Annotated in this window: 26 protein-coding genes; 9 read left to right on the top strand and 17 right to left on the bottom strand. The window is 61.6% G+C overall.

The window, feature by feature from the left end; all coding sequences use genetic code 11:
* Positions 1-3 precede the first annotated feature (3 nt).
* Genes gspF through gspM form a run of 8 tightly spaced genes read left to right on the top strand, consistent with a single transcriptional unit; the run spans position 4 to position 5,420 of the window.
* Complete coding sequence (gene gspF / locus KHO07_RS26845) at positions 4-1,203, top strand: type II secretion system inner membrane protein GspF (protein ID WP_212625985.1); 1,200 nt, start codon at positions 4-6, stop codon at positions 1,201-1,203.
* Positions 1,204-1,206: 3 nt separating this feature from the next.
* The gene (gene gspG, locus KHO07_RS26840; RefSeq protein ID WP_212625984.1) at positions 1,207-1,656 is read left to right on the top strand and encodes a type II secretion system major pseudopilin GspG; all 450 of its coding nucleotides are present in this window, start codon (positions 1,207-1,209) and stop codon (positions 1,654-1,656) included.
* A 3-nt stretch (positions 1,657-1,659) separates the two neighbouring features.
* Complete coding sequence (gene gspH / locus KHO07_RS26835) at positions 1,660-2,127, top strand: type II secretion system minor pseudopilin GspH (RefSeq protein ID WP_212625983.1); 468 nt, start codon at positions 1,660-1,662, stop codon at positions 2,125-2,127.
* Positions 2,120-2,503, top strand: coding sequence for a type II secretion system minor pseudopilin GspI (gene gspI / locus KHO07_RS26830; RefSeq protein ID WP_212625982.1), 384 nt, complete (start codon positions 2,120-2,122; stop codon positions 2,501-2,503). The genes gspH and gspI overlap by 8 nt, the downstream gene beginning before the upstream one ends.
* The gene (locus tag KHO07_RS26825) at positions 2,496-3,038 is read left to right on the top strand and encodes a type II secretion system protein GspJ (RefSeq protein ID WP_212625981.1); all 543 of its coding nucleotides are present in this window, start codon (positions 2,496-2,498) and stop codon (positions 3,036-3,038) included. The genes gspI and KHO07_RS26825 overlap by 8 nt, the downstream gene beginning before the upstream one ends.
* Positions 3,035-3,865 (top strand): type II secretion system protein GspK, encoded by an 831-nt coding sequence (locus KHO07_RS26820; RefSeq protein ID WP_212625980.1) that lies wholly within the window; start codon positions 3,035-3,037, stop codon positions 3,863-3,865. The genes KHO07_RS26825 and KHO07_RS26820 overlap by 4 nt, the downstream gene beginning before the upstream one ends.
* Positions 3,862-4,968: a type II secretion system protein GspL gene (gspL, locus tag KHO07_RS26815; protein WP_212625979.1), complete on the top strand. Its 1,107-nt coding sequence runs from the start codon at positions 3,862-3,864 to the stop codon at positions 4,966-4,968. The genes KHO07_RS26820 and gspL overlap by 4 nt, the downstream gene beginning before the upstream one ends.
* Positions 4,965-5,420: a type II secretion system protein GspM gene (gene gspM, locus KHO07_RS26810; protein ID WP_212625978.1), complete on the top strand. Its 456-nt coding sequence runs from the start codon at positions 4,965-4,967 to the stop codon at positions 5,418-5,420. Before gspL ends, gspM begins: the two co-directional genes overlap by 4 nt.
* Here gspM and KHO07_RS26805 read toward each other — a convergent pair.
* Positions 5,413-6,693: an MFS transporter gene (locus KHO07_RS26805; RefSeq protein ID WP_212625977.1), complete on the bottom strand. Its 1,281-nt coding sequence runs from the start codon at positions 6,691-6,693 to the stop codon at positions 5,413-5,415. The two genes, gspM and KHO07_RS26805, sit on opposite strands and share 8 nt — an antisense overlap.
* A 119-nt stretch (positions 6,694-6,812) precedes the next feature.
* Between KHO07_RS26805 and KHO07_RS26800 the strand changes: the two genes are divergently transcribed.
* Positions 6,813-7,724, top strand: coding sequence for a LysR family transcriptional regulator (locus tag KHO07_RS26800; RefSeq protein ID WP_150735572.1), 912 nt, complete (start codon positions 6,813-6,815; stop codon positions 7,722-7,724).
* An 85-nt stretch (positions 7,725-7,809) separates the two neighbouring features.
* Here KHO07_RS26800 and KHO07_RS26795 read toward each other — a convergent pair whose 3' ends face one another.
* From KHO07_RS26795 to KHO07_RS26720, 16 genes are all read right to left on the bottom strand, one after another.
* Positions 7,810-8,250, bottom strand: coding sequence for a hypothetical protein (locus KHO07_RS26795; RefSeq protein ID WP_150735573.1), 441 nt, complete (start codon positions 8,248-8,250; stop codon positions 7,810-7,812).
* Positions 8,251-8,317: 67 nt separating this feature from the next.
* Complete coding sequence (locus tag KHO07_RS26790) at positions 8,318-8,842, bottom strand: DUF4822 domain-containing protein (RefSeq protein ID WP_212625976.1); 525 nt, start codon at positions 8,840-8,842, stop codon at positions 8,318-8,320.
* 263 nt (positions 8,843-9,105) lie between these two features.
* The gene (locus KHO07_RS26785) at positions 9,106-10,332 is read right to left on the bottom strand and encodes a beta-ketoacyl-ACP synthase (RefSeq protein ID WP_212625975.1); all 1,227 of its coding nucleotides are present in this window, start codon (positions 10,330-10,332) and stop codon (positions 9,106-9,108) included.
* Positions 10,332-11,060, bottom strand: a complete 729-nt coding sequence (fabG, locus tag KHO07_RS26780) for a 3-oxoacyl-ACP reductase FabG (RefSeq protein WP_150735576.1) — start codon at positions 11,058-11,060, stop codon at positions 10,332-10,334. The genes KHO07_RS26785 and fabG overlap by 1 nt, the downstream gene beginning before the upstream one ends.
* On the bottom strand, positions 11,057-11,518 hold the full coding sequence (locus KHO07_RS26775; RefSeq protein ID WP_212625974.1) for a hotdog family protein: 462 nt from the start codon (positions 11,516-11,518) through the stop codon (positions 11,057-11,059). The genes fabG and KHO07_RS26775 overlap by 4 nt, the downstream gene beginning before the upstream one ends.
* Positions 11,515-12,711 (bottom strand): beta-ketoacyl-[acyl-carrier-protein] synthase family protein, encoded by a 1,197-nt coding sequence (locus KHO07_RS26770; protein ID WP_212625973.1) that lies wholly within the window; start codon positions 12,709-12,711, stop codon positions 11,515-11,517. Before KHO07_RS26770 ends, KHO07_RS26775 begins: the two co-directional genes overlap by 4 nt.
* The gene (locus tag KHO07_RS26765) at positions 12,708-13,238 is read right to left on the bottom strand and encodes a hypothetical protein (RefSeq protein WP_244858252.1); all 531 of its coding nucleotides are present in this window, start codon (positions 13,236-13,238) and stop codon (positions 12,708-12,710) included. The genes KHO07_RS26770 and KHO07_RS26765 overlap by 4 nt, the downstream gene beginning before the upstream one ends.
* Positions 13,238-13,963 (bottom strand): class I SAM-dependent methyltransferase, encoded by a 726-nt coding sequence (locus KHO07_RS26760; protein ID WP_212625972.1) that lies wholly within the window; start codon positions 13,961-13,963, stop codon positions 13,238-13,240. Before KHO07_RS26760 ends, KHO07_RS26765 begins: the two co-directional genes overlap by 1 nt.
* Complete coding sequence (locus tag KHO07_RS26755) at positions 13,960-15,207, bottom strand: NAD(P)/FAD-dependent oxidoreductase (protein WP_150735580.1); 1,248 nt, start codon at positions 15,205-15,207, stop codon at positions 13,960-13,962. Before KHO07_RS26755 ends, KHO07_RS26760 begins: the two co-directional genes overlap by 4 nt.
* Entirely contained in the window at positions 15,194-16,354 is a 1,161-nt protein-coding gene (locus KHO07_RS26750; RefSeq protein WP_212625971.1) for a sodium:proton antiporter, read from the bottom strand. Before KHO07_RS26750 ends, KHO07_RS26755 begins: the two co-directional genes overlap by 14 nt.
* On the bottom strand, positions 16,351-18,690 hold the full coding sequence (locus KHO07_RS26745; protein WP_212625970.1) for an MMPL family transporter: 2,340 nt from the start codon (positions 18,688-18,690) through the stop codon (positions 16,351-16,353). The genes KHO07_RS26750 and KHO07_RS26745 overlap by 4 nt, the downstream gene beginning before the upstream one ends.
* A complete protein-coding gene (locus KHO07_RS26740) occupies positions 18,674-19,405 on the bottom strand; it encodes an outer membrane lipoprotein carrier protein LolA (RefSeq protein WP_244858251.1) in 732 nt (243 codons plus the stop codon). Before KHO07_RS26740 ends, KHO07_RS26745 begins: the two co-directional genes overlap by 17 nt.
* Positions 19,402-19,827, bottom strand: a complete 426-nt coding sequence (locus KHO07_RS26735; protein WP_150735583.1) for an acyl-CoA thioesterase — start codon at positions 19,825-19,827, stop codon at positions 19,402-19,404. The genes KHO07_RS26740 and KHO07_RS26735 overlap by 4 nt, the downstream gene beginning before the upstream one ends.
* Positions 19,820-21,364 carry an aromatic amino acid ammonia-lyase gene (locus KHO07_RS26730; RefSeq protein WP_212625969.1) on the bottom strand — a complete coding sequence of 515 codons (1,545 nt, stop codon included), beginning with the start codon at positions 21,362-21,364 and terminating at the stop codon, positions 19,820-19,822. The genes KHO07_RS26735 and KHO07_RS26730 overlap by 8 nt, the downstream gene beginning before the upstream one ends.
* On the bottom strand, positions 21,345-22,286 hold the full coding sequence (locus KHO07_RS26725) for a glycosyl transferase (RefSeq protein ID WP_150735585.1): 942 nt from the start codon (positions 22,284-22,286) through the stop codon (positions 21,345-21,347). Before KHO07_RS26725 ends, KHO07_RS26730 begins: the two co-directional genes overlap by 20 nt.
* Positions 22,283-23,017: a glycosyltransferase family 2 protein gene (locus KHO07_RS26720; protein ID WP_150735586.1), complete on the bottom strand. Its 735-nt coding sequence runs from the start codon at positions 23,015-23,017 to the stop codon at positions 22,283-22,285. The genes KHO07_RS26725 and KHO07_RS26720 overlap by 4 nt, the downstream gene beginning before the upstream one ends.
* Positions 23,018-23,049 lie beyond the last annotated feature (32 nt).

The raw sequence follows: 23,049 nt of genomic DNA, 5'->3' as shown, positions 1-23,049 counted from the left end.
GGCATGCCGACCTTCGATTACCGCGCAGACAACGCCCAGGGCCGTCGATGCAAGGGCCGGCTGGAGGCCGACAGCCCTCGCCACGCGCGGCAACTGTTGCGCGAGCGCGGGCTATGGCCCCGTGACCTGAATGAGATCCGGACTACGAGCGCGACACCTGGCGCAGGGCGGTTGAACGCCGCTGATCTGGCGCTGCTGACATTGCAGTTGTCGACACTGGTCCAGGCGGGTTTGCCTCTGGAAGAAGCGCTCGAGGCCGTAGCGAAACAGAGTGCCAGACGCCGGGTTGCCGGGCTGCTGTCGGCGGTCAGAAGCCGAGTTATGGAAGGCCACGCGCTGGCCGCGGCGTTGGCGCAATTTCCCAAGGCGTTCCCTGAAGTGTTCCGCGCCACCGTGGCGGCCGGTGAACGTTCGGGCCATTTGGGCCATGTGCTGGAGCAACTGGCGGCGTACACCCAGGCCCGCCAGGCATCGCGACAAAAAATTCAGATGGCGTTGGTGTACCCGTTGATCCTGATGCTCGCCAGCCTTGTGATTGTCGGTTTCCTGCTCGGCTACGTGGTGCCGGACGTGGTGAAAATCTTCGTCGACAGCGGGCAACCGTTGCCGTGGCTGACCCGGGCCTTGATCAGTGCCAGTGACGGGCTGCGCAGCCATGGTCTGTTGCTGCTCGCGGCGTTGGCGATGGTGGCTGGAGGTTGCCGCTGGAGTCTGCGTCAGCCGCTGTGGCGACTGCGTTGGCATCGGTGGGTCTTGAATGTGCCGATCGTCGGTGAGGTGCTGCGGGCGATGGAAGCCGCACGTTTCGCCAGCACCCTGGCGATCCTCGGTAAAAGCGCGGTGCCCTTGGTCGACGCACTGGAAATCGCCGCCGCCGTGATCGGCAACCTGACCATTCGTGCACGCATGGCCGATGTTGCCCGCTCGGTTCGCGAAGGCGGCACCCTGACCCGTGGCCTGGAACTCGGCGGCGATATCCCGCCGATGATGCTGCACATGATCGCCAGCGGCGAACGGGCCGGCGAGCTCGATCGCATGCTGAGTCGTGCCGCCGAACAACAGGAAAGCAGCCTGGCCGCACGCATTGCCCTGGTGGTGAGCCTGTTCGAACCCGCGATGCTGGTGCTGATGGGCGGCGTGGTGCTGCTGATCGTTCTCGCCATCCTGCTTCCAATTCTCAGCCTCAACCAATTGGTGAATTGACCCATGAATGCTTTACGTCACAGAACCTCCCAGCGCGGATTTACCCTCATCGAAATCATGGTGGTGGTGGTCATCATCGGCATTCTGGGGGCCATCGTGGTCCCGCAGTTCATGAGTCGCCCCGATCAGGCCAAAGTCACCGCTGCCAAAGTCGACATCCAGGCCATCGCCACCGCCCTGGAAATGTATCGCCTCGACAACTTCCACTATCCCTCGACGCAACAGGGGCTGGAAGCCTTGAGCAAACGTCCGTCCGGTCTGCCGGCAGCGCGCAACTGGAACCCCAACGGTTACTTGAAAGCCCTGCCCGTGGACCCGTGGAGTACACCGTATCAGTACCTCAATCCAGGCATTCAATCGGTCGACGGCACTTACGATTTGTACTCCCTTGGTTCCGATGGCGTGGTGGGCGGGGAAGGGCATGCGGCCGACATCGGCAACTGGGGCGGTTGACTGATGCGGCGTTCTTGTCGGGGGTTCACCTTGCTGGAGTTGATGATCGTGATCGCGTTGATCGGCGTGCTGGCGGGCATGGTCAGTTTCGCCACCGGCATGAACCCGGCGCAGCAAGCCCGACGCGAGGCCGACGCCCTCGCCGGGATGATTCGCCAGTTACGCGAAAGAGCGGTGATCGATGGCCAGGAATACGGAGTGCGCTTGAGCGCCGACGGGTACCGGGCGATGCGCCTCGACGTGCGAGGCTGGGAGGCCGTGACGACTGTTTATCGATGGCCCGATCACCTGCGATTGCGCCTGAAGCAAGATGGGTACTCCGTCAGTCTCGGCGTCGACGAAGGCCCGCCTCAACTGCTCATGCTGAGCAGTGATGAAACCAGCACCTTTACATTGACGTTCGAGGCCCGGGACAGGATCTGGTCGCGCCTTACCAGCGATGGCATGGGCGAGGTGGTCATTGATGGTTAGGCCTCGTCTCGCCCCACGCATGCACGGTTTCACCCTGCTGGAAATCATGGTGGCGCTGGCGATTTTTGCGACGCTTGCGACCGCCGTGCTGTCTGCGAGCCAATACGTGGTCAGGCAATCGGCCGCCGTCGAAGAACGGCTGCTGGCGGCGTGGGTGGCGGACAACCAATTGAATGAACTGCGCCTGCAGTCTGCGCCAACCCATGGCCAATCGCAGCAGGCGGTGCACATGGCCAGTCGCGACTGGCTGCTGCGACAGCGCATCAGTGACAGTGTTGAGTCAGGCCTGCTGAAGGTCGAGATTGACGTCAGCCTGGCCGATCGCGAACAGACCCTGCATCGGGCCACCGGCTGGATCTCCAACCGAGATGATTAAGCAAACCGGTTTCACCTTGCTGGAGCTGGTCATCGCCATGGCGATATTCGCCTTGTTGGGGCTGGCCAGTTGGGCGCTGTTCGATGGCGTGGTGCGGGTGCAGCAGAGCAGCGTGGCTCACGAGCGTGAGTTGCGAAATCTGCAGCGCGCCATCGCCGTCATCGAGCGTGACGTGCTGCATGTCACGGACCAGCCTTTGGTGCTGCAACAAACGCAGTTGCATTGGCAGCGCGGCAATTGGCGCAACCCGCTGGACCTGCCGCGCAGCGAACGGCAAGCGCTGACATACCGCCTCGAGGAGGGCGCGTTGTGGCGAGAGAGCCGGGCAGAAGGTTCGACAGTCGTGCAACGGCAAAAACTGCTCGATGATGTTCGCGACTTGCGTTGGCGTCTGTTCGACGCGCGCACCGGTTGGCGCAACGACTGGCCGACAGGGCCGACTGCAGAGGCACCGCTGGCGGTGGAAATGCGGGTGTCGGTGGGGCGCTTCCAGGCCATCCGTCGCGTGATGTTATTGCCGGGGGCGTTGCTATGAGCAAGGGCCAACGCGGTGTGGCGCTGATCAGCGTGTTGATGGTCATGAGCCTGGCGCTGGTGATCATCGGCGGGGTGCTACGCAGTCATCGACTGTTGCTGCAAAGCTCCGGGCAACAGCTGCAGCAACTGCACCTGCGCCAACTCGGCATGGCCGGGGAAAACCTGGGGCTGTCATTGCTGAAGGCGCAGCAGAAAGACAGCGACCGGGTACCTGATCAGCTCCCGGTTTTCGACATCGACGACGCGCAGGTCAGCCTCGACATTGAGGACCTGGCCGGACGCTTCAATCTCAATGCCGTGTTGATCCAGGGGCAGATTGATCAGGTGACGCTCAAGCGCTGGGCACGCTTGCTGGCGCTGCTGGAACTGCCGGAGTGGCAGCTCGAGCAAGTAGGCGCCTTGCGGGATCTGAGTCAGTTGCGCCTGCTGCCCGATGTCGACGGTGAACAACTGCGTCGACTGGAGCCCTGGGTCGCGCTGTTGCCCGCAGACGCTTCGCTGAACATCAACAGCGCCCCGGCGCTGATCCTGCGCACGCTGGAAAGCGTCGAAACGGCTGAGGCGGACGCGTTGCTGCGCCAGCGCTCCACGGCGCCATGGCCGAGCGTTCAGGCCTTTACTCAAGATCCGCTGCTATCAGGCAAGGGTTTGAGCAGCCACGGCCTGGGCATCGACAGCCGCTGGTATCGAATCACGGTCCAGGTCACTCAGGGGCAGAGCCGTCTGCGCCTGGCCACCGATGTTGAACGCGACCCACGCACGCGGCAACTGAAAATTCTGCAACGGCGTGTCTTGCCGTCGAACAGCAACGAGATAGCGCGATGAAAAACTGGCTTTACCTGACCCCGGAAGGCCTGGCTGCACCCTCGGCGGATTGGCCCTGTTGCAGGTGGTCTGAGACCGGTCAACGCCAACCCGTGCCCCTGAGCCACGCGACGCAGGTGTTGAAGGGGCAACCCGTCGATCTGCTGCTGCCCATGGAATTGTGCAGCTGGCTGCGCAGTGAACCTTGGCCTTCGCGACGTGCTCCCGATGCACAAACCTTGGCGTTTGCGATTGAAGAGCAATTGAGCGAAGCACTGGAACGCCTGCACTTGAGCATTGGCCCCCGTGACGCGCGGGGGTGCTATCCGGTGATGGTGATTGACCGCGAGCGATTGACTGCTGTGCTCGCGCTGCTGGTCGAGGCCGCAATTGAAGTGCGCTCGGTGTGCATCGATGCCGACGTGATGCCTCGGGATCAGGCGATCGGTGTCTGGTGGTTTGGTCGCTGGTTGCTGGGCGGTGCGTTGCCCGCGCGCCTGACATTGACCGACGACGGATTGGCGTTGTTACGGCCGCATCTGCCAGCGGACATCCAATGGCGCGATGAACGTCAGGAAGAGGCCGAGATTGACCAATGGCTGATGCAGGGGCACGGCCAGGCGATCAATCTGTTGCAGGGTGAGTTTGCCCAGCGCCGCATCCGCATTCCCTGGCGTTTCGGCGGTTCGGTGATATGGCTACTCGCGCTGCTGAGCTGGGGCGCGAGTGAAACGCGCATCCGTTTTCTCGACAACGAAAGCCACCAGCTCTACAGCCGCAGCGAACAACAGTTCAAGGCGCTATACCCCGAGCAGACCCGAATCGTCGACCTCGCGGCGCAACTCCACGCCCTGCAAAGCCAAGGTGCACCCGCGCAAGGCGGCCGCATTGCGGGACTGGTCAATCTGGTCGAGCAAGTGATCGGAGCCAGCAATGTCGAGGTCCGGCGCATTGAGTTTCGAGAGGGCGATGGCTGGCGAATCCAGTTGAGCGCCAACAGCTTTGCCGAACTGGAATTGCTGCGCGAACGTGGACGGCAACAAGGCTTTGCGGTGCGACTCGACAGCTCCGGCAAGGATGGCAATCGAGTGCAAGCGTCCCTGACCGTGGAGCAAGAAACATGACATTGATCAGTTTGAAAACGGTGGTCGCGAAATTTCAGCGGCTGTCCCTGCGCGAGCAACGACTGCTCTCGGCACTGGGTATTTTTGTTCTGGGTGTCGTGGCCTACATGCTGGTCTGGCAGCCCACCCAACAACGACTCGGTGCTGCCGAGCGCCGGTATCAACAACAACGGGCACTGGCGGCGCAGCTGCAGCAGGCACAGCCCCGTAGCCCCGCTGCTCAATCCGGTAACGCGCCGTTATCTCTGCGCCTCAGCGACAGCGCCACAGCGGCGGGTCTTGAGTTGCAGCAGATGGACGGTGACAACGATCAATTACGCCTGACGCTCAGCGGCGATGCCATGGCTCTGCTGCCATGGCTGGACCGCCTCGAGCGCGACGGCACCGCGCTGCAATCGCTGACGCTGGAGACACGCGACGGGCTGCTCGAGGCGCGGATGGTGCTCAGATAGTGGCGCCGCTGCCCGGCAACGGCGGCAACTTCGCCAGTTTCAGCGCGATCAGCAGCGCGATCACCAGCAGCGCGCCGATGAACAAACCGATGCCGTTCCAGCCGCCCAGGTGCCAGAACACGCCGCCTGCGGTGCCGGCAATGCTCGAACCTGCGTAGTAGCTGAACAGGTACAGCGACGACGCCTGGCCTTTGGCCTTGGTGGCGCGGCGGCCGATCCAGCTGCTGGCCACCGAGTGGGCGCCGAAGAAGCCGAAGGTGAAGATCAGCATCCCGATGATCACCAGTGGCAGCGGGGTAAACATTGTCAGGGCCAGGCCGCCGAGCATCAGCGCGATGGTGCCCCAGAGCACTCTGCGCCGACCGAGTTTGTCTGCCAGCGAACCGATTTTCGCCGAGCTGTAGATGCCCGACAGGTACACCACCGAGAGCAGGCCGACGAAGGCTTGTTCCATGTGATACGGCTCGGCCAGCAAGCGATAGCCGATGTAGTTGAACAGCGTCACGAACGCTCCCATCAGCACGAACGCTTCGAGAAACAGCAACGGCAGCCCAGCGTCGCGAAAGTGCATGGTGAAGCCATCGACCAGGCTGCGCGGGTGCAATGAGCGGGCGCGGAAGTTTCGCGATTCTGGAAGGATCTTCCAGAACACTGCCGCCGCAATCAGGGCCAGACCACCGATTACCAGCATCGCCGTGTGCCAGCTGACGAAGTCAATCAATACCCCGGTGATCAAGCGCCCGCTCATCCCGCCGATGGCGTTGCCGCCGATGTACAAACCCATGGCCAGGCCGATGTGCTGCGGATGGATTTCTTCGCTCAAATAGGTCATCGCGACCGCCGCCAAGCCGCTCAACGACAGCCCGATCAGCGCACGCATGGCCAGCACGCCGTGCCAGCTCGGCATCATCGCACTGGCCATGGTGCACAGTGCGGCGGCAAACAGCGCCGCGACCATCACCGGTTTGCGCCCGACGCGATCGGAGATCGGGCCGGTAATCAGCAGTCCGATGGCAAGCATGCCGGTGGCGACCGAAAGGATCAGGCTGCTCTGCGCCGCGTTGATGGAGTATTCGTGGGACAGCAGCGGCATCATCGGCTGCACGCAGTAGAGCAGGGCGAAAGTCGCGAAGCCGCCGCAGAACAGCGCCAGCACTGTACGCATGAACGCCGGCGTGCCTTTTTCGATGTAGATCTCCTTGAGTTCAGCGACGACATCGTCCTGTACGGCAGGTGGAACTTCATGGGCAAGTGGGGCGACAGCAGTTTTCACGATGGACCTCAAAGGAGCACAGCCGGTCAGGCAATGAAAAAAGCATATAACTGGCTAATGATTCAATCCAATATATTGTTCGACCTGTTTGATAGCTTTAACGACCTAATGAGGTTTTCATGGAATTGCGTCATCTGCGCTACTTCATCGCCGTCGCCGAAGAACTGCACTTCGGCCGCGCCGCACAGGCGTTGGGCATCTCCCAGCCACCGCTGAGCCAGCAGATTCAGGCGCTGGAGCAGGAAGTCGGCGCCCGGTTGTTCGAACGGACCAATCGTCGGGTCGAGCTCAGCGAAGCCGGTCGGCTGTTCCTCGAGGAGGCGCGGTTGGTGCTGGCGCAGGTCGACAAAGCGGCGGACGTGGCGCGGCGGGCGCAGTTAGGCGAGCTGGGTGAACTGAAAATCGGCTTCACTTCGTCGGCGCCGTTCAATTCGACCATTCCCCAGGCGATCTTTTCGTTTCGCCAGCGCTTCCCGGCGGTGCACCTGAACCTGCGGGAAATGAGCAGCACCCAGGTGGCGGACGCGTTGGTGGATGAGTCGATCGAAGTCGGGATCATGCGACCGCTCGGGCTGCCTGACTCGCTCGATGTGGTTGAGTTGATGCGCGAACCGCTGGTCGCGGTGCTCAGCTCCAAGCATCCGTTGGCGAAGGACAGTGAAGAGGGCTTGTTCCTGTCAGCCCTGGCCCTCGAACCCTTCGTGTTTTTCCCGCGCAGCTACGGCAGTGGTCTGTACGCTCAGTTACTCAGCCTGGCCAGGGACGCGGGCTTCAGTCCGCACTTTGCGCAGGAGGCGGGTGAGGCGATGACCATCATCGGGTTGGTGGCGGCGGGCCTTGGCGTATCGGTATTGCCGGCGTCGTATCAGCGGATGCGCATCGATGGCGTGGTCTATCGGCCGTTGCTCGATCCCGCGGCCATATCCGCGGTATGGCTGGTGCAGCGCAAAGATCAGAAGTCACCGATGGCCAAGGCGTTTGTGGAGTTACTGACGCGCAAGGTTGAACCTTTGAAGACGTCACTCGGGTGACCCAATGAGGTCACCCGTTTTCTTTATCAGGCACTATAGCGAAACCCGCGCCTGCAATCGTCGCCCGATGACATTCATCAAATCGTCACTGCGCAGTTTGCGTTTGCTGCGCTTTGGTTTGTTCCGCCAGTGCTATCGCTTTGAAATCATAGGTCGGATAGAACTCGGTTCTGTAACTTCCCCACGCTGTATTTTCAAGTGCGAGATTTACTTCAGCAAGACGGGAGGCCGGGAAGCGCACTGTGACGACTTGTCCGATACCCATCATTATGTTCCAACTGACAATCTCTACGCCCGCAGGTGGAAATGCCTTATAAAACCCTTGCTTTGCAAGTTGAGCCTTTAGTTCAGCCAAGGGCCGTGACTGATCATGCTTTAAAAATATGGTGAGCATGACGGCGTTATCTGGCGTAGCAACGGCATTTTTTAAAGGGGCAGTTGTTGTGGACTGCGCATTGACAGCACCGCAGAACGCCGAGGCTATCAACATCATGGATGCCAGGAATGTTTTGAGTGATTTCTGCATGGTGAAAATCCATTTTTTATTAGGAAGGTTTTCAAGCGGTGACGCAGTTTCAGCGGCACTGGCTGGATCATTTAGTGATATTTGTATCTGGTCGAATGGCGGAATTTGTTTCTATTGTTCCGGTGTAAGGGGCATGGACTACATAAATGCGCACCAGAGGGTTAGTGCCTACCATGTCGCGAGGCACTTCGCGAGAATAGGTGAATTCATTTGAATTCAACGTTTCCAATCGTCTGGTCACGGTTTTGATTGGCCCGACATCGGGCACTAAAATATGGTTTTTTTGATCGCCAGTGACAAAGAAGTAACCTCCTCCTCCATTGTCGTACTTTGATTTTCCCGTATCGGTGTAAAAGAACTCATAGCGATTGCGCTCGGGATCCCACGTTGATATTCCGACCACGCCAGGATAATTTGCTTTTACATCTACTTGGGGTGCCCCCTCTACATAGACCTTGGTTGTCAGCCATCGAGGTGAGGACGCCAGTGCCCGAATATCGGCGGTTGCGGAGGTTGGTTGCGCGAAACTACTTACAGGGCAGAACAACGCTGCAAGAAGCAGGCAGGTGGACGTAATTTTGTTTCTATCCATGCGAATAACCCCATGTTTTCTTTTTATTGATCGCTCGCTTTTAGTTGTCGATCTTCAGAGCGTGGAAGTTATAGGCGTGGAAGGGGGAGGCGTCAATAGCGGGTAATTACTTGTAATGGTTCAGTGCTTCTTTGTTTTAAGTAACTATTTGTCGCACTTGTTTTAAAATGTGTTTGTTGTCAGGGTTTTTCCAGTTTCTTATGTTTAAAGTGCCTGTAGGAGTTGGCTGGCTGGCGAGTTTTCCTTGACCCGGAATCATTCGATCAGGACCAGCGGCGGAAAATCAACGAGGTGTTGACCCCGCCAAACGCAAAATTGTTATTCATCACGTACTGGTTACTCATCTGCCGAAACTCCCCACGCAGGTAATCGAGCTTGCCGCAGTGCGGGTCGATTTCGTCGAGGTTGAGGGTGTGGGCGTAAAGGTCGCGGTTCATCATTTCGATGCTGAACCAGGACTCCAGTGCACCGCAGGCGCCGAGAGTGTGGCCGAGGAAGCTTTTCTGCGAACTGATCGGCATGTGTTCGCCAAACAGGCTGCTGGTGGCCAGGGTTTCGGCGATGTCGCCCTGTTCGGTGGCGGTGCCGTGGCCGTTGACGTAACCGATGTCCGACGGTTGTAGCCCTGCGTCTTCCAGCGCCAGTTCCATGGCCCGGCGCATGGTGACTTGCTCCGGACGGGTGGTGTGCTGACCGTCGGCGTTGCTGCCGAAACCAACGATTTCGGCATGGATGCGTGCGCCACGCGCCAGCGCATGCTCCAGCTCTTCGAGCACCAGCATGCCGCCACCTTCACCGATCACCAGGCCGTCGCGGCCGCTGTCGTAGGGGCGTGGCGACAGTTGCGGGGTGTCGTTCTTCAGGCTGGTGGCGTAGAGCGCGTCGAAAACCATGGCTTCGGTTGGGCACAATTCTTCTGCGCCACCGGCGAGCATCAGCGGCAGGCGGCCGAACTTGATGGCCTCGTAGGCATAACCGATGCCCTGACTACCGCTGGTGCAGGCGCTTGACGTCGGGATCAGCCGGCCGGTGAGGCCGAAGAAAATGCTGATGTTCGCCGCCGTGGTGTGCGGCATCATCCGCACGTAGGAGTTGGCGTTCAGGCCCTCGGCCACCGAATTCAGCAGCATGTTGCCGAAAGCCTTGATCTCGTCGGTGCTGCCCGTGGATGAACCGCACGCGACGCCCATGCGTCCGTCCTTGATCGATTCGTCGCCGAGCAATCCGGCGTCGGTCAACGCCTGTTCCGCTGCACCCACCGCCAGCCGTGAAACGCGGCCCATGCTGCGCAGTTGCTTGCGAGTCCAGTGGCTCGGCACCTTGAAGTCATCAATGGGGCCGGCCAGACGGGTGTTGAGTTCGGTAAAACGATCCCACTCGTCCATCCTGCGGATACCGCTGCGGTTGGCCGCGAAGTGGCCGGCGATGGTGTCCCAGTCGCTGCCAAGAGAGGTGATGCCGGCCATGCCGGTGACGACGACGCGCTTCATCAGCACAGGCCTCCATTGACGGCCAGAACCTGCCGGGTGATGTACGAGGCTTCCGCCGACATCAGGAAATTCACTGCGCCGGCCACCTCTTCAGGGGTGCCCATGCGTTGTGCGGGGATCATTTTCATCAGTTCTTCCACCGGCACGTTTTCATCGAGCATGGCTGTGTCGATCAGGCCGGGGGCGACACAGTTTACGGTGATTTTGCGCTTGCCCAGTTCAATCGCCAATGCCTTTGCCGCGCCAATCAGGCCGGCCTTGGAAGCGCTGTAGTTGACCTGGCCCCGGTTGCCGATCAATCCGGACACCGACGTGATACAGACAATACGCCCGGCGGCACGACGACGGATCATCGGCATCATCACCGGGTGCAGCACGTTGTAGAAACCGTCGAGGTTGGTGCGCATGACGACATCCCAATCATCCTCGCTCAGCGCCGGAAAAGCGCCATCACGGGTCAGGCCGGCGTTGAGCACCACGCCGTAATAAGCACCATGGGTTTCGACGTCGGCCTCAAGAGTCGCTTTGCAAGCGGCGCGGTCACCGACGTCGAATTGCAGGATGCGCGCCTTGCGCCCCATGGCTTCGATGTCGGCTTGCACGGCCGTGGCCTCGGCCAGGCCGCTGCGGCAATGCAGCACGATGTCATGCCCGGCCTGCGCCAGGCGCAAGGCGATGGCGCGGCCGATACCACGGCTGGAACCGGTGACCAGTACGGATTCAGTCATGACTGGACTCCTGCGGATTCATGAAGATAGTGGGCCGCCTGCGGCGGGCGATACACGTTCAGGCGGGCGGTGGCGTGAATACCGGGCGCGTTGATGTGGCATTCGAACACGCCCATGCCGTTGTCGTCTTCCAGCGAGCGGATGCCGTGGATGGTCAACTCGGTGCCGGCCGGGAAACGCTCGACGTTGCACTCGAATTTACGGCTGCCGAGCAGAAAGCCCAAAGCCACCGCATCGCCACGTTGGCGTGCATGGCAGCCGGCGAAGGCCGCGACGCTCTGGGCCATCAGTTCGATGCCGACCCAGGCCGGCAAGCTGCCGTCGGGGAGGCTGAACAGGCCGTTGGGCTTGACGGTGAGGCGGGTGTGAATCTGCTCGTCATCGAACGCCAGGATCTGATCGATAAAGATCATGTCGCCAGCGTGGGGCAGCAGTTCGGCGAGCGGCCAGTCAATCATGGGGCGTCTCCGATAATCAGGCTGACGTTGTTGCCACCGAAGGCAAAGGAATTGCTCATCAGGTAGCGAGGTCCAGTGGACGCCAGTCGATCGGTTGGGGTCACCCATTTCAGTGGCGGTAACGCCGGGTCCGGTTGACCATCCCAGATGTGGGGCGGCAAGGCGTGCCGTTGGTTGTCAGGGTGCAGGCTCAACCAGCAGAACGCTGCTTCCAGTGCCCCGGCTGCGCCGAGGGTATGCCCGGTCATGGGTTTGGTCGACGAGCAAGGGACACCTTGCGCAAACAGTGCGGTCACGGCCTGGCTTTCCATGGCGTCGTTATGCTGGGTCGCGGTGCCGTGCAGGTTCAGGTAGCCGATCTGCTCAGGTTGCAGCCTGGCCTGGTTCAAAGCCTTGCGCATCGCCTGTTGGGCACCCCGGCCGGACGGCTCCGGCGCGGAAATGTGGTGTGCATCGGAGCTGGCGCCACTGCCCAGCAAGGCGATCGGTTGGCTGTCAGCGGATTGTTTGCTCATCAGGAACAGCACCGCCGCTTCGCCGATATTGATGCCCTTGCGGTTCGCCGAGAACGGGTTGCAGCGTTCGCCGGACACCGCCTCCAGCGCGGAAAAACCGTTGAGGGTCAGCTTGCACAGCGTGTCGACGCCACCGCACAGCACCACGTCGCACACCCCCAGATCTAGCAGGCGCCGGGCGCTCATCAACGCCCGGGCGCTGGAGGTGCAGGCGGTGGAAATCACATAGGCGGGGCCGCTCAGTTGCAGCCACTCGGCGAGGAAATTTGCCGGTGCGCCGAGCTCCTGTTGCTGATAGTCATACGCGTCCGGAAAGCGCTGCTCGCGGACGTAGTGGGCCAGCCCTTGACTGGCTTCGTCGATGCCCGACGTGCTGGTGCCCAGCACCACGCCGATGCGATGGCGGCCGTAAGTCTGGATCGCGTGATCGATGTCCTGGCGAATTTGCAGGGCGGCTTCAAGCAACAGTTGATTGTTGCGGCTGCGTTGCCGGCTCAGCTCGGCCGGGATCGCCGCCAGCTCGCCGCGCACCGCGCCGACCGGCAAGGAACGCTCCGGCACCCAGCCGGCCTCGCTGCGCATGCCGGAGCAATCGCCGGCGAACAGGTTGTGGGCGACTTGCGTCTTGCCGCGCCCCAGCGAGCAAATCACCCCGAGGGCGTTCAGGTAGGCTGTCATGGAGTGTCACCGCTCAGGGGCGTGATTTTATAATTCGGGCCTTTGGGCAGGTTCAATTCGAAGCTCAACGGTTGTGAATAACGAACGTCCCAGCGCGCGGGCAGGGAGCGTTGCTTCCCGTGTTGCCAGGCGGCGGGATAATTGGCCGACAGTTCATCCCGGGGCGTCAGCGCAAACAGCAATGCAGCGAACAGCTCCCGGGCCTCCGGGTTGGGCGGTAGCAGTCCATCGGCACGCCACGTTCCTTCGATCAGTTTCTGGCGTGCCTGCGGAATGCCCAACAGGTCCATCATCGACCAGCGAATGGCCGGGCCTTCATGCTGGATCACCAGCACCCAGTCCTGACGTTGGTCCGCTTGCAGACGCTGGATGTGCAATTGCATTGGCAACGTCAGGCTTGGGGTTTGTTCGGGCAGCGGAGGCTGGCTGGCGCAGGCGCTGAGCAGCAGGGTCGCGGCTAATAGCAGAAATCGCATGGCGACCATGAACCCTGGGGGATAGTGTTTCACGCGGCTGATGGTAAACATCACACACCACCTTCAAGCGGTTTGCGCGCCACCACATTGACCAGGGTTTCTTCCCGCTGGCCAAAGGGTTTCGGCTGGCGCAGGGCGAAGCGTTCAAACAGGCCGAAATCCTTGGCGCGGCTCCACCACAAGTACGGATAAGACACGTTTTGCGCACTGAATTGGAAACCTTGGTGGCGAATCATCTCCAGATACTGCGCGGCACTTTTCTGCATGTGCATCGGATGGCGGAACAGCCAGCGAATCACCCAGGTATCAATGTAAGCCTCGGTGGACTCGGCGAACAGCAGATAGCCACCCGGCTTGAGCACGCGATAAAACTCGGCGAGGGCCTGCTCCTGCTCGACCAGATGATGGAACGTCTGGTGACAGAACAGCAGGTCGATGCTGGCGTCGGGCACGGTGAGGTTTGCGCAATCGCTGCCGATCAACTCCACCGTCATCCCTTGATTGACCGCTTCTTCGCGACTCTGTTTCAGGCTGTGCGGGTCGGCGTCCACGCCGATCAGACGTCCGGGCATGAAGGCCTGGTGCAGATAACGGAACGACTTGCCCTGACCGCAACCGGCGTCGAGCAACACCGGATGACTTGGTAACGGGTCGCTGAACAGGCTCCGCAGATCATTGATCGCCACGCGTAACACGTGATGCTGCCAGGTGTGGCTGCGCAGGAACCAGAGCCCGAAACGGGTCTCTTCGACGTAAGTGTTGCTCAGGTAGCTCATGTGGCATCCCTTGCACAGAGCTCCGACAACATCCGTAGTCGGCGTTTGGGTTCGGTGACGAACGGGTTGCGTTCATCCCAGGCATAACCGGCGAGGATCGAACTGATCATGCGGCGGATTTCCGGAGCACCGCCGGGAAAATAAATCACGTCCTGGAACGTCCCGGCGTACCAGCCCTCGACGTAGCAGCGGAACGTATCGACGCCGCGCTTGAGCGGTTCGGCAAACTCGCGTTGCCAGTCGACTGTTTCACCTTGCAGCTGGCGGTGCAGTACTCCGGCAGCCATGCTCGCCGAACGCATGGCGATGGTCACGCCGGAGGAAAACACCGGGTCGAGGAACTCCGCCGCGTTGCCCAGCAAGGCAAACCCTGGCCCGTGCAGGGTTTTGACGTTGGCCGAGTAGCCGCCGATGGTACGCGCCGGGGTATCCCAGACGGCATGGTTCAGCACCCCGGCCAGGCTCGGCGTTTCGGCGATGAAGCCACGCAGGCAATCGTCCAGGTTGTCGGTGCGGCCTTCAAAATGTTCTGCGGCCGCGACCACGCCCACCGAGCAGCGTCCGTTACTGAACGGGATGGTCCAGAACCAGATGTCGCGCTGGGTCGGGTGAGTGGTGACGAGAATTTTTGTGCGGTCGAAATTCGGGTTGTCGATATGGTCTTCGACATGGGTGAACACGGCCTGGCGCACCGGGAAATTCGACGGTGCCTCAAGGTCGAGCAAGCGAGGCAGGACGCGACCGTAACCGCTGGCATCGAGCATGAACCCGGCTTCGATGTGGTACTCGCTGCCGTCTTCACGCCTGACGCCGAGCAGCGGTTTGGCCTGATCGATCTCGACGCTGACGATGGTTTCGCCGTAGCGGATTTCTACGCCTTGCAGCGCGGCCTGATCGGCCAGCAGCTTGTCGAAGTCGGCGCGCTGGACCTGAAAAGTCGTCGGCTTGCCTTGGGTGAACGTGTCGCCGAAATCGAAGGTGCTGTAGCGCTCGCCCCAGGCAAATGCCGCCCCGGTTTTCAGTTGGAAACCGGCCGCATTGACCGCATCGAGCATGCCCGCTTCTTCGACGAAATCCAGGCAGTGGGACAGCAGGCTTTCACCGATGGAAAAACGCGGGAAATGCTGTCGCTCGATCACCAGCACGTCATGGCCTTTGCGCTTGAGTAGCGCGGCGGCGATGGCACCGGAAGGGCCGGCCCCGATGACCACGATCGTGCGACGTTGCAATTCAACGGTTGACATGGGGGCTCCTTGCCGGGGCGGCAGCGTTAAGGGGAATCCGGTGCATGCCGGCGAGTGCCGGCAGCAGTGTCGCGATCAGACCCATCAGCATCAACGCAAAGTACAGCGCCGGGCTGATCAGCTGTTGTTGCAGCAGCAAATTGAGAAAGACGATCTCGCTCAAGCCGCGAATGTTCAACAGTACGCTTTCGCGCCAGCGGCTGGCGCCCTGGAACGAGGCGCCGGCCCAGCCGAGGCCGATCCAGTTGCCCAGCAGTTTGCTGGCAATCGGCAACAGCAGCAGCGCCGCCAGTTGCAGCCAGCCGAGGCCGTCCATCGCGCTGTGCACGTTGATCTGCACGATGCCGAACGTGAGGATCAGCGGAATGGCAATGCAGGTCTGCAGACGGCTCATCCAGATCGCCGGCAGCGGCAGCACCAGCGGCGCCTTCAGCGCGGCCATGATGAGCACATAGCCGATGCCGAAGATCAGCGCATTGAGCCTGTAGTGCTCGGCCACTACCAACAGCGCAAAAAAGCCCAGGCTGTACAGCCACAACTGGCGCAGGCCGAGCAGCCGCAGCAGCAACGGCAGGCACGCGCCGGCCAAAGGCAGCAGCAGACTGCTCAGGTGCAGGCTGCCTTGGGCGATGGCGAACAGGGTCCAGCAGGCGAGGTCGATCAGGATCGCGGTCTGCACCAGGCGCCGGGTAGCGGCGGGCGGGTAATTGATGTGTCGCAGGTACAGATACAGCACCGGGATCGCGGTAATGGCGAACAGCAGGCCGACCGCCAGCGAGCTGATCCATGGTTGCGGCGGCAACAGCCAAATGGCAGTGACGAGGCCGCAGACAAACGGAATGCAGAAACTCGGCAGGGCGATTTTCAGGCTCTGGCGGTCCAGTTGCAGGTCGATCACATCGCTGAGGATATAGCCCAGCAGCAGCGCGAAACTCAGACTGTATAGGTTCTTCAGCCAGGTCGGCGACACCAGCGCCGCGCCGCTCAGTTGCCAATGCGGCTCGATCCAGAAGTACATCAGCAGCGGCAGGCCAATGGTCGCGAGCAACAACTGGCTGACGATCGGAATCAGGCCGAAGTGGCGGCCGAGCCGGGTCGCCACGGCGAACAGCGCCAGGGCCATTGCCCAGAACACCGCGATCATCATGCTGCCGGCTCCGTGACAGGCACGGCATGCACATGACGCCCGGCCCAAGGGGCGAGCAGGAAACTGAAGATCAGCCCCAGGCTCACCGACAAACCGAAATTGCTCACCGCCGGCGTACTCGACACCGCCAGCAGGCCGAACGACAGCCAGGTGGTCAACGCGGCCAGCAAGGTGCCCAGCAGGCTTACGGCGGCGCCGCCGACCTGTTCGCGCATGAGGATCGCGTAGTCGACGCTGATCGCCGTCACCAGCAGCAGGCCGAACAGGCTGAACAGGGTCAGCGGCTGCCCCAGCCAACCGAGGCTGGCCAGGCTGCACAGTGCGGCCAGCAGCGGCAGGGAAACAATGCGCAGCGCGCCACCGAAACCGAACGGCAGGACCAACACCAGCACGATCAGCACGCAGGAGGCGAGTTTCAGTTCGGCGGCGCTGATTTGCGTGGCCGCGAACACTTTGTTCAGTTCACCCAGACGATCCACCAGCACCACGCCTGGTAAATCCTCAGCCTGGACTCGCAGCAACATCGGATTGTTCAGGCCTTGCAGGCTGACCATCGCCGCCACGCCGTCGTCGGTCGGTCCCAGCCACAACAAGCGATAAGGTTCTGCCAGGGGGCCGGCCAGTGCGGCGTCAATGTCTTCGACGGGCAGTGCTTGTAGCTGGGTCAGCTCCGCTTGCAGCGCCTGGACCGGCACGCCGACATCCAACAGCGGCTGCCAGAACTGCGGCAGTTTGCCCAAGGCTTCGCGCACGTGTTGCTGGTCGCCGGGTTGGCTGACCAATTGGTCCAGCGACAGATAGCCCTGAAGCTTGTCCAGATTGACCAACTGATCCAGGCGTTCGCTCAACGCACTCGAGCGTTCGAGTAATTGCTCCTGGTTGGCAGCGCGTACCAGGAAGAACTGGCTGGTGGGTTGATAGCCGGTAATCCTGGCGATGGCTTGCGCTTCGTCGGTCAATTGTTGCGGTGTACCGACCCATTGGCGGATGTCGTTTTTCGTTTCCAGTCGCAGCAGGCCACCGACACAGAACGCGATCAGCAGCGCCAGCAATACCGGTGTACTCAGGTGTTTGAGCAGGTCTTCGCGACGTGCCAGCAAAAACGCGGATATCCGCAGCGGCCATTGCGCCGGGCGCAGCTCCACACCCTTGAGCAGAGCCGGCAACAGGCACACGGCACACAGATAAGCACCGAGCAGGCCGGCCGCAGAGAACAACGCAATCTGGGTCAGCGCCGGGAACGGTGTCCAGGCCAGCGCCAGATAGCCGATGGCGCTGGTGATCAGGCTCAGGGTCAGGCCCGGCAAGGTCAGGCGCAACGCCGGCCAGCTCTGCCAGGGTTTCAGGCTCCAGCTCTTGGACAGGTAGTGCAGCGGGTAATCGACCGCGACACCGATCAGGCTCGAGCCCAGCACCAGGGTCATCACGTGCATATGACCGAACAGCGCCACGCAAGCCACCGCGCCGAACAGCATGCCCACCAGCACCGGGACAAACGCCAGCAATACGCGCCAGCGGCGGAAGGCCAGAAGCAGTAGCAGCAAGATGCCGACGGTGGCACCGCCGCCGACCCAGGTCATTTCACGGGAGGCTTGTTTCTGACCGTTGGCCGCGTAGAGCAAGCCGCTGGCGGCGAGCAATTGCACGTCGGACCTGGCCGCTTCTTCGCGACTGTGCTGGAGCAGATCGGCCACTTGCAGCGGCAGGCTCATGTCGAAGGCGTTGCCGGTGGTTCGGGCGCGCAGCAAGACCCAGCTCTTGCCGTCCGCATCGGCAATCAACGCGCCGCTGCCAATGTCCAGTTGCACCGCACCGTGTTGCGGCTGACTGTTCTGGATGCGCCCGGTCAGGCCCAGCCAGTCGTCCTGGCTGGGCACCAGGCTGAAACCGGTGAAGGGGTCGAACAACGCCTGCACCCGTTGTTGAATGAAGGCGTCGGGATGCTCGATCAATTGTTGGCGGTCGTCAGCGGACAGCATGGCCAATCGACCTTGCAGCAACTGCGTGCGCAGCGCCGGCAAATCGGCTTGCAGGTTCCATTGGACCTTTTCGAACAGGCCGCTGGCTTGCCATTGATCGCCCAGTGTTTGCGCCATGGATATGGCCTGCTCGCGATTTTCATGGCCGACCAGTACCAGCATTTCGCGGTTCAGCGGTTCCTGCATGCGCTGTTCGGCGCGCAGTTCCAGGGCGTCGGGCGCAGTGCCCGGCACCAGCTCCATCAGGTTTGCCGACAGCGGCGCACCGTCACGCCATTGCCACCCGGCGAGCGCCAGCACTGCCAGCAGCAGCGTCAGGAACAGCCATGGCAGTCTGCGTTCACTGGGCAAAGTCATGTTGCTCCGCGTCGCTCAACGGTTGCGCGCTGGTGCTGTCCTGCATACGCAGCAGGGTGCTGTCGCCCTGGGTTTCCAGCAGTTCGATGCTGTGCACCAGTTCACCGCCGGCAATGTTGATCTGGTTGAATACCTGCTTGAGCAGCATCGAGCGCGGCAGCAATGTCAGTTTCCAGTTCTGGGCATCGCCGCTCAGCGACAGTTCGAAATCCCGTTGCAGGCCGCTGCTGTCGCCTTGCAACACGGCGAGGAACAAACGGTTCTGCTCGGCGCCAGCGCTCTTGCCCGGCAGCATCTGCCAGCCATCGGCGTCGCGTCGGGCAATGCCTTGGGCGGTGATGCGGTAATCCTGTTGCAACGGGGTTTTCAGTAGCCACAGCAAACCGTGGTTTTTTGCCAGGACGAAGGTGCCTTTGCTGGTCAGTGGCTGGGGCAGGGCACGCAGGTGTTTTTCCTGGACGAAGTTGCCGTGGACGACGTCGGGTTTGGCCAGTTGATCGCTGAGCTGTTGCAGGTCGAAGGCGTGGGCCAGCCCCGACAAACCGAGCAGTACCAGCGCAGCAAGGCATTGGAACACCGACGAATGTGGCGAGCGAGCTTGCTCGCGCTGGGCCGCGTAGCGGCCCCAAAATGGAAGTGGTGAGTGCTGCGCACTCAAGCGCGAGCAAGCTCGCTCGCCACGGGGAATTTGGCGAATGTCGATTCCTGTGGTCATGTCAGCATCCTTTCGACAGCATCGGTGAACACCTTCGGCGAGGCCAGCTGCATTTCGCGGTTGCTCATGTCGACTGCGACCTGCACGGACACCGCGCGGGTCAGGCGTTCGCCGGTTTGCGCATCGCTGATCAGGTAGTTGATCTTCAGGCGGTTCTCCCACTCCACCAGATTGGCGCGCACGTTGAGTTTCTGACCGAACACCGCACCGCGTACATAGCGCAATTGCAGGTCGATCACCGGCCACGCGTAGCCCGACTCGGACATGGCGTTGTAGTTGTGGCCGATCTTGTCGAGCAGCGCGCAGCGGGCGACCTCCAGGTATTTGACGTAATGGCCGTGCCAGACGACGTTCATGCTGTCGACGTCAAAGAACGGCACGAGGATTTCCGTATCGGTATGCAGCACTCCCTTGCTACGCATGCAGCCTCCAGTGTTGTTCGGCGATACGTTTCAGGCACAGGCGCAATTCGCCTTCCAGCGCGCGGTCTTCGATCACGGGAGGGAAGTCTTTGCCCAACGCTTCATGCATGGCCGCGAGCGCTGGCGGCAGCGGTCGCGCATCCTCGGCCTGGCCGCGCAGCCATACCCCTTGATTGGCGGCGAGCAGCGTGGCGGCGGCGACTTGCTCGGTCAGTTCCAAAACACGGATCGCATCGCGGGCGGCGATGGTACCCATGCTCACCTTGTCCTGGTTGTGGCACTCGGTGGAGCGCGAGAACACGCTGGCCGGCATGGTGTTTTTCAGCGCTTCGGCGGTCCAGGCACTGGTGCCGATCTGCACGGCCTTGAAACCATGGTTGAGCATGGCGCGGTCGGCCGTGGCACCGGACAGGTTGCTCGGCAAGCCGTGGTTGTAACGCTCATCCACCAGCAGGGCGAGTTGCCGGTCCAGCAGGTCGGCGACGTTGGCCACGAGGTTTTTCAAGCTGTCCATGGCGAACGCGATGTGCCCGCCATAGAAATGACCGCCGTGCAAAACGCGTTCGGCTTCGGCATCGATGATCGGGTTGTCGTTGGCGCTGTTGAGTTCGATCTCGATGAACGAACGCAGCCAGTTCAGGCTGTCGGCCAGCACGCCGAGGACGTGGGGCGCGCAACGCAGGGAGTAACGGTCTTGCAGGCGATGCAGTGGCGCGGTGGGCGCGTCGATCGCCAGGTCCTTGCGCAGCCATGCGGCGACCTGCATCTGCCCCGGATGCGGCTTGGCGGCGAACAGGCGCTCGTCGAAATGCTCCGGGTTGCCTTGCAGGGCGACCACGTTCAACGCGGTGATGCGCGTGGCCAGTTGCAGCAGGTAATCGGCGCGGGCGAAGGCCAGACAGGCGAGGCCCGTCATCACCGCGGTGCCGTTCATCAACGCCAGGGCTTCTTTCGGACGCAGCACCAGCGGCTGCCAGCCGAGTTCGCGATGCACGTCGGCGGCTTGCTGGCGTTCGCCTCGGAACATCACTTCGCGTTCGCCGGAGAGCGTGGCGGCGACGTAGGACAGCGGCGTCAAATCACCGCTGGCGCCGACCGAGCCTTCTTCCGGAATCAGCGGCAGGATATCGTGCTCAAGGAAGGCTTGCAGGCGTTCCAGCAGCTCCACGCGCACTCCGGAAACGCCGTGGCACAGCGACTGCAACCGCGCCGCGAGCACCGCACGGGTGGCTTGCGCGTCGAGCAGTTTGCCCAGCCCGCAGCCATGGAAGGTGTACAGGTGCTGCGGCAACGCTTCGACGTGATGCAGCGGCACCGCCACCACGCAGGAATCGCCGTAACCGGTGGTCACGCCGTAGATCACGCCTTCCTTGTCCAGCAGGGAGTCGAGGAACCGCGCGCCTTTGGCGATGCGCTCGCGGTACGCAGGATCGCTCTGCAACTGCGTCGGCGCCTGGCGGTTGGCCAGGGCCAGCACGTCTTCGATGCGCAAAGGGAGTTCGCCGAAGGTTACCGGCTCAAGCGTTGGCGTCGTCATCGGTCTTCCAGAAAGGGTAAAAGTTGAACCATTGTTGAGGCGCATCGAGGCAATAGTGACTCAGGCGCTCTGCATAGCGGGAGGCCCACTGATGAATGACCTGCTCGCGATCAGTGCGTTTCCAGATGATCGAATCGGCGAACGGTTCAATGGTCAGGCGATAGTCACCGTCGGGTTTCTTCAGGCACAGCAACAGGTTGACCGGGCATTTCAACAAACCGGCCAACAACCAGGGCCCTTGCGGAAACCTGGCCGGGTGACCGAGGAAATCCACCGTCACGCTGCGTCCGCCATGCAACGGTACGCGATCGCCGGCAATCGCCAGCCACTCGCCGCGCTCCAGGCGTTCGTGCAGTTGCAGCATGATCACTGGATCCAGCTCGCTGACCTGGATCAGGCGCAGATTGGTCGCGCCGGCTTCGCCCAGCAAGCGGTTGAATTGCTCGGCGTGCTTGGTGTGCACCAGCACGTTCATCGTCACTTTTTCGCCGATCTCGGCCAGTGCGCGGCAGACTTCGAGATTGCCCAGGTGCGCCCCGACCAGCATCTGTCCGCGTGTACCGCGCAGCTGATTACGCAGCAGCGCCGGGTCGATGATTTCGATCTGCTCGATGCTCAATTTACCGTTCCACACGTCGAGTTTGTCGAGCATGGAATCGGCGAACGCCATGAACTGACCGAACACTCGCCAATGGGTCGGGCGCAATTCGCGGCGACCGCTCCAGTCGGCCAGGCGTTGCTGGTATTGCCAGGCGCTGTGGCGGGCGCTGCGGCCAAACAGGAAAAAATACAGGACGATGCCGTACAGCAATGGGCTTAGCAGTCGACGGCCAAGCACTTTGGCAGCGAGCGCGGTGAATTTCATCAGCCAGAAACTGCCGCGCTCCTCGTGATCGGCCCAGTGTTGTTTGTCGGTGCTCATGCTCGCCACCGTCGCCAGAGGATCACGGGCGAACGCAACAACATGCCGAAGAACAACCGGGTGTGCATGCTCGTAATCAGTACGTTGTCGTGGAACATGCGGAAATGCGAAACGCCGTCCAGCGGGTAATGGACTCGGGTTTGCAGCCATTTCATCGGCTGGTTGCGCCAGGCCAGACGCACCAGAATGTCGGAGTCGAAATCCATGCGCTTGCCGATTTTCGCGGTGTCGATCAGCGCCAGGACCGGCGGCAGCGGGTAGACACGGAAGCCGCACATGGAGTCGCGGATCTGCAGCGACAGGGTGTTGATCCAGACCATGACGTGGGTCAGGTAGCGGGCGTACAAGCGGCCTTTGGGCACGCTGTCATCGTACTGCGGATAGCCGCAGATCACCGCTTGCGGATGGCTGCGCGACAGTTCGATAAACCGTTGCACGTCTTGCAAGTCATGCTGGCCGTCAGCGTCCACCTGCAAGGCATGGCTGAAGCCCAGGCGCGATGCTTCACGCAAACCGGTCATCACCGCGCCGCCCTTGCCCTGATTGGCCGCGAGGCGGATCAGGTAGACCATTTCCCGTTGGGCCAGTCGATCAAGCACCCGGGCGCAGGCCGGGCTGCTGGCATCGTCCACCAGAATGCACGGCAGATTGCTGGCAATCAGCGCATCGACCACGGTGGTGATTGCGCTTTCGTGGTTGTAGACCGGGATGATTGCGCAGGGGCTATGCATGGCCTGAGACCTCCGAAAATTCCCTGTGGCGA

The sequence above is a fragment of the Pseudomonas sp. PP3 genome, assembly GCF_905336995.1.
GTDB lineage: Bacteria > Pseudomonadota > Gammaproteobacteria > Pseudomonadales > Pseudomonadaceae > Aquipseudomonas > Aquipseudomonas reinekei.
This window is presented reverse-complemented; position numbering and strand designations above follow the sequence as displayed.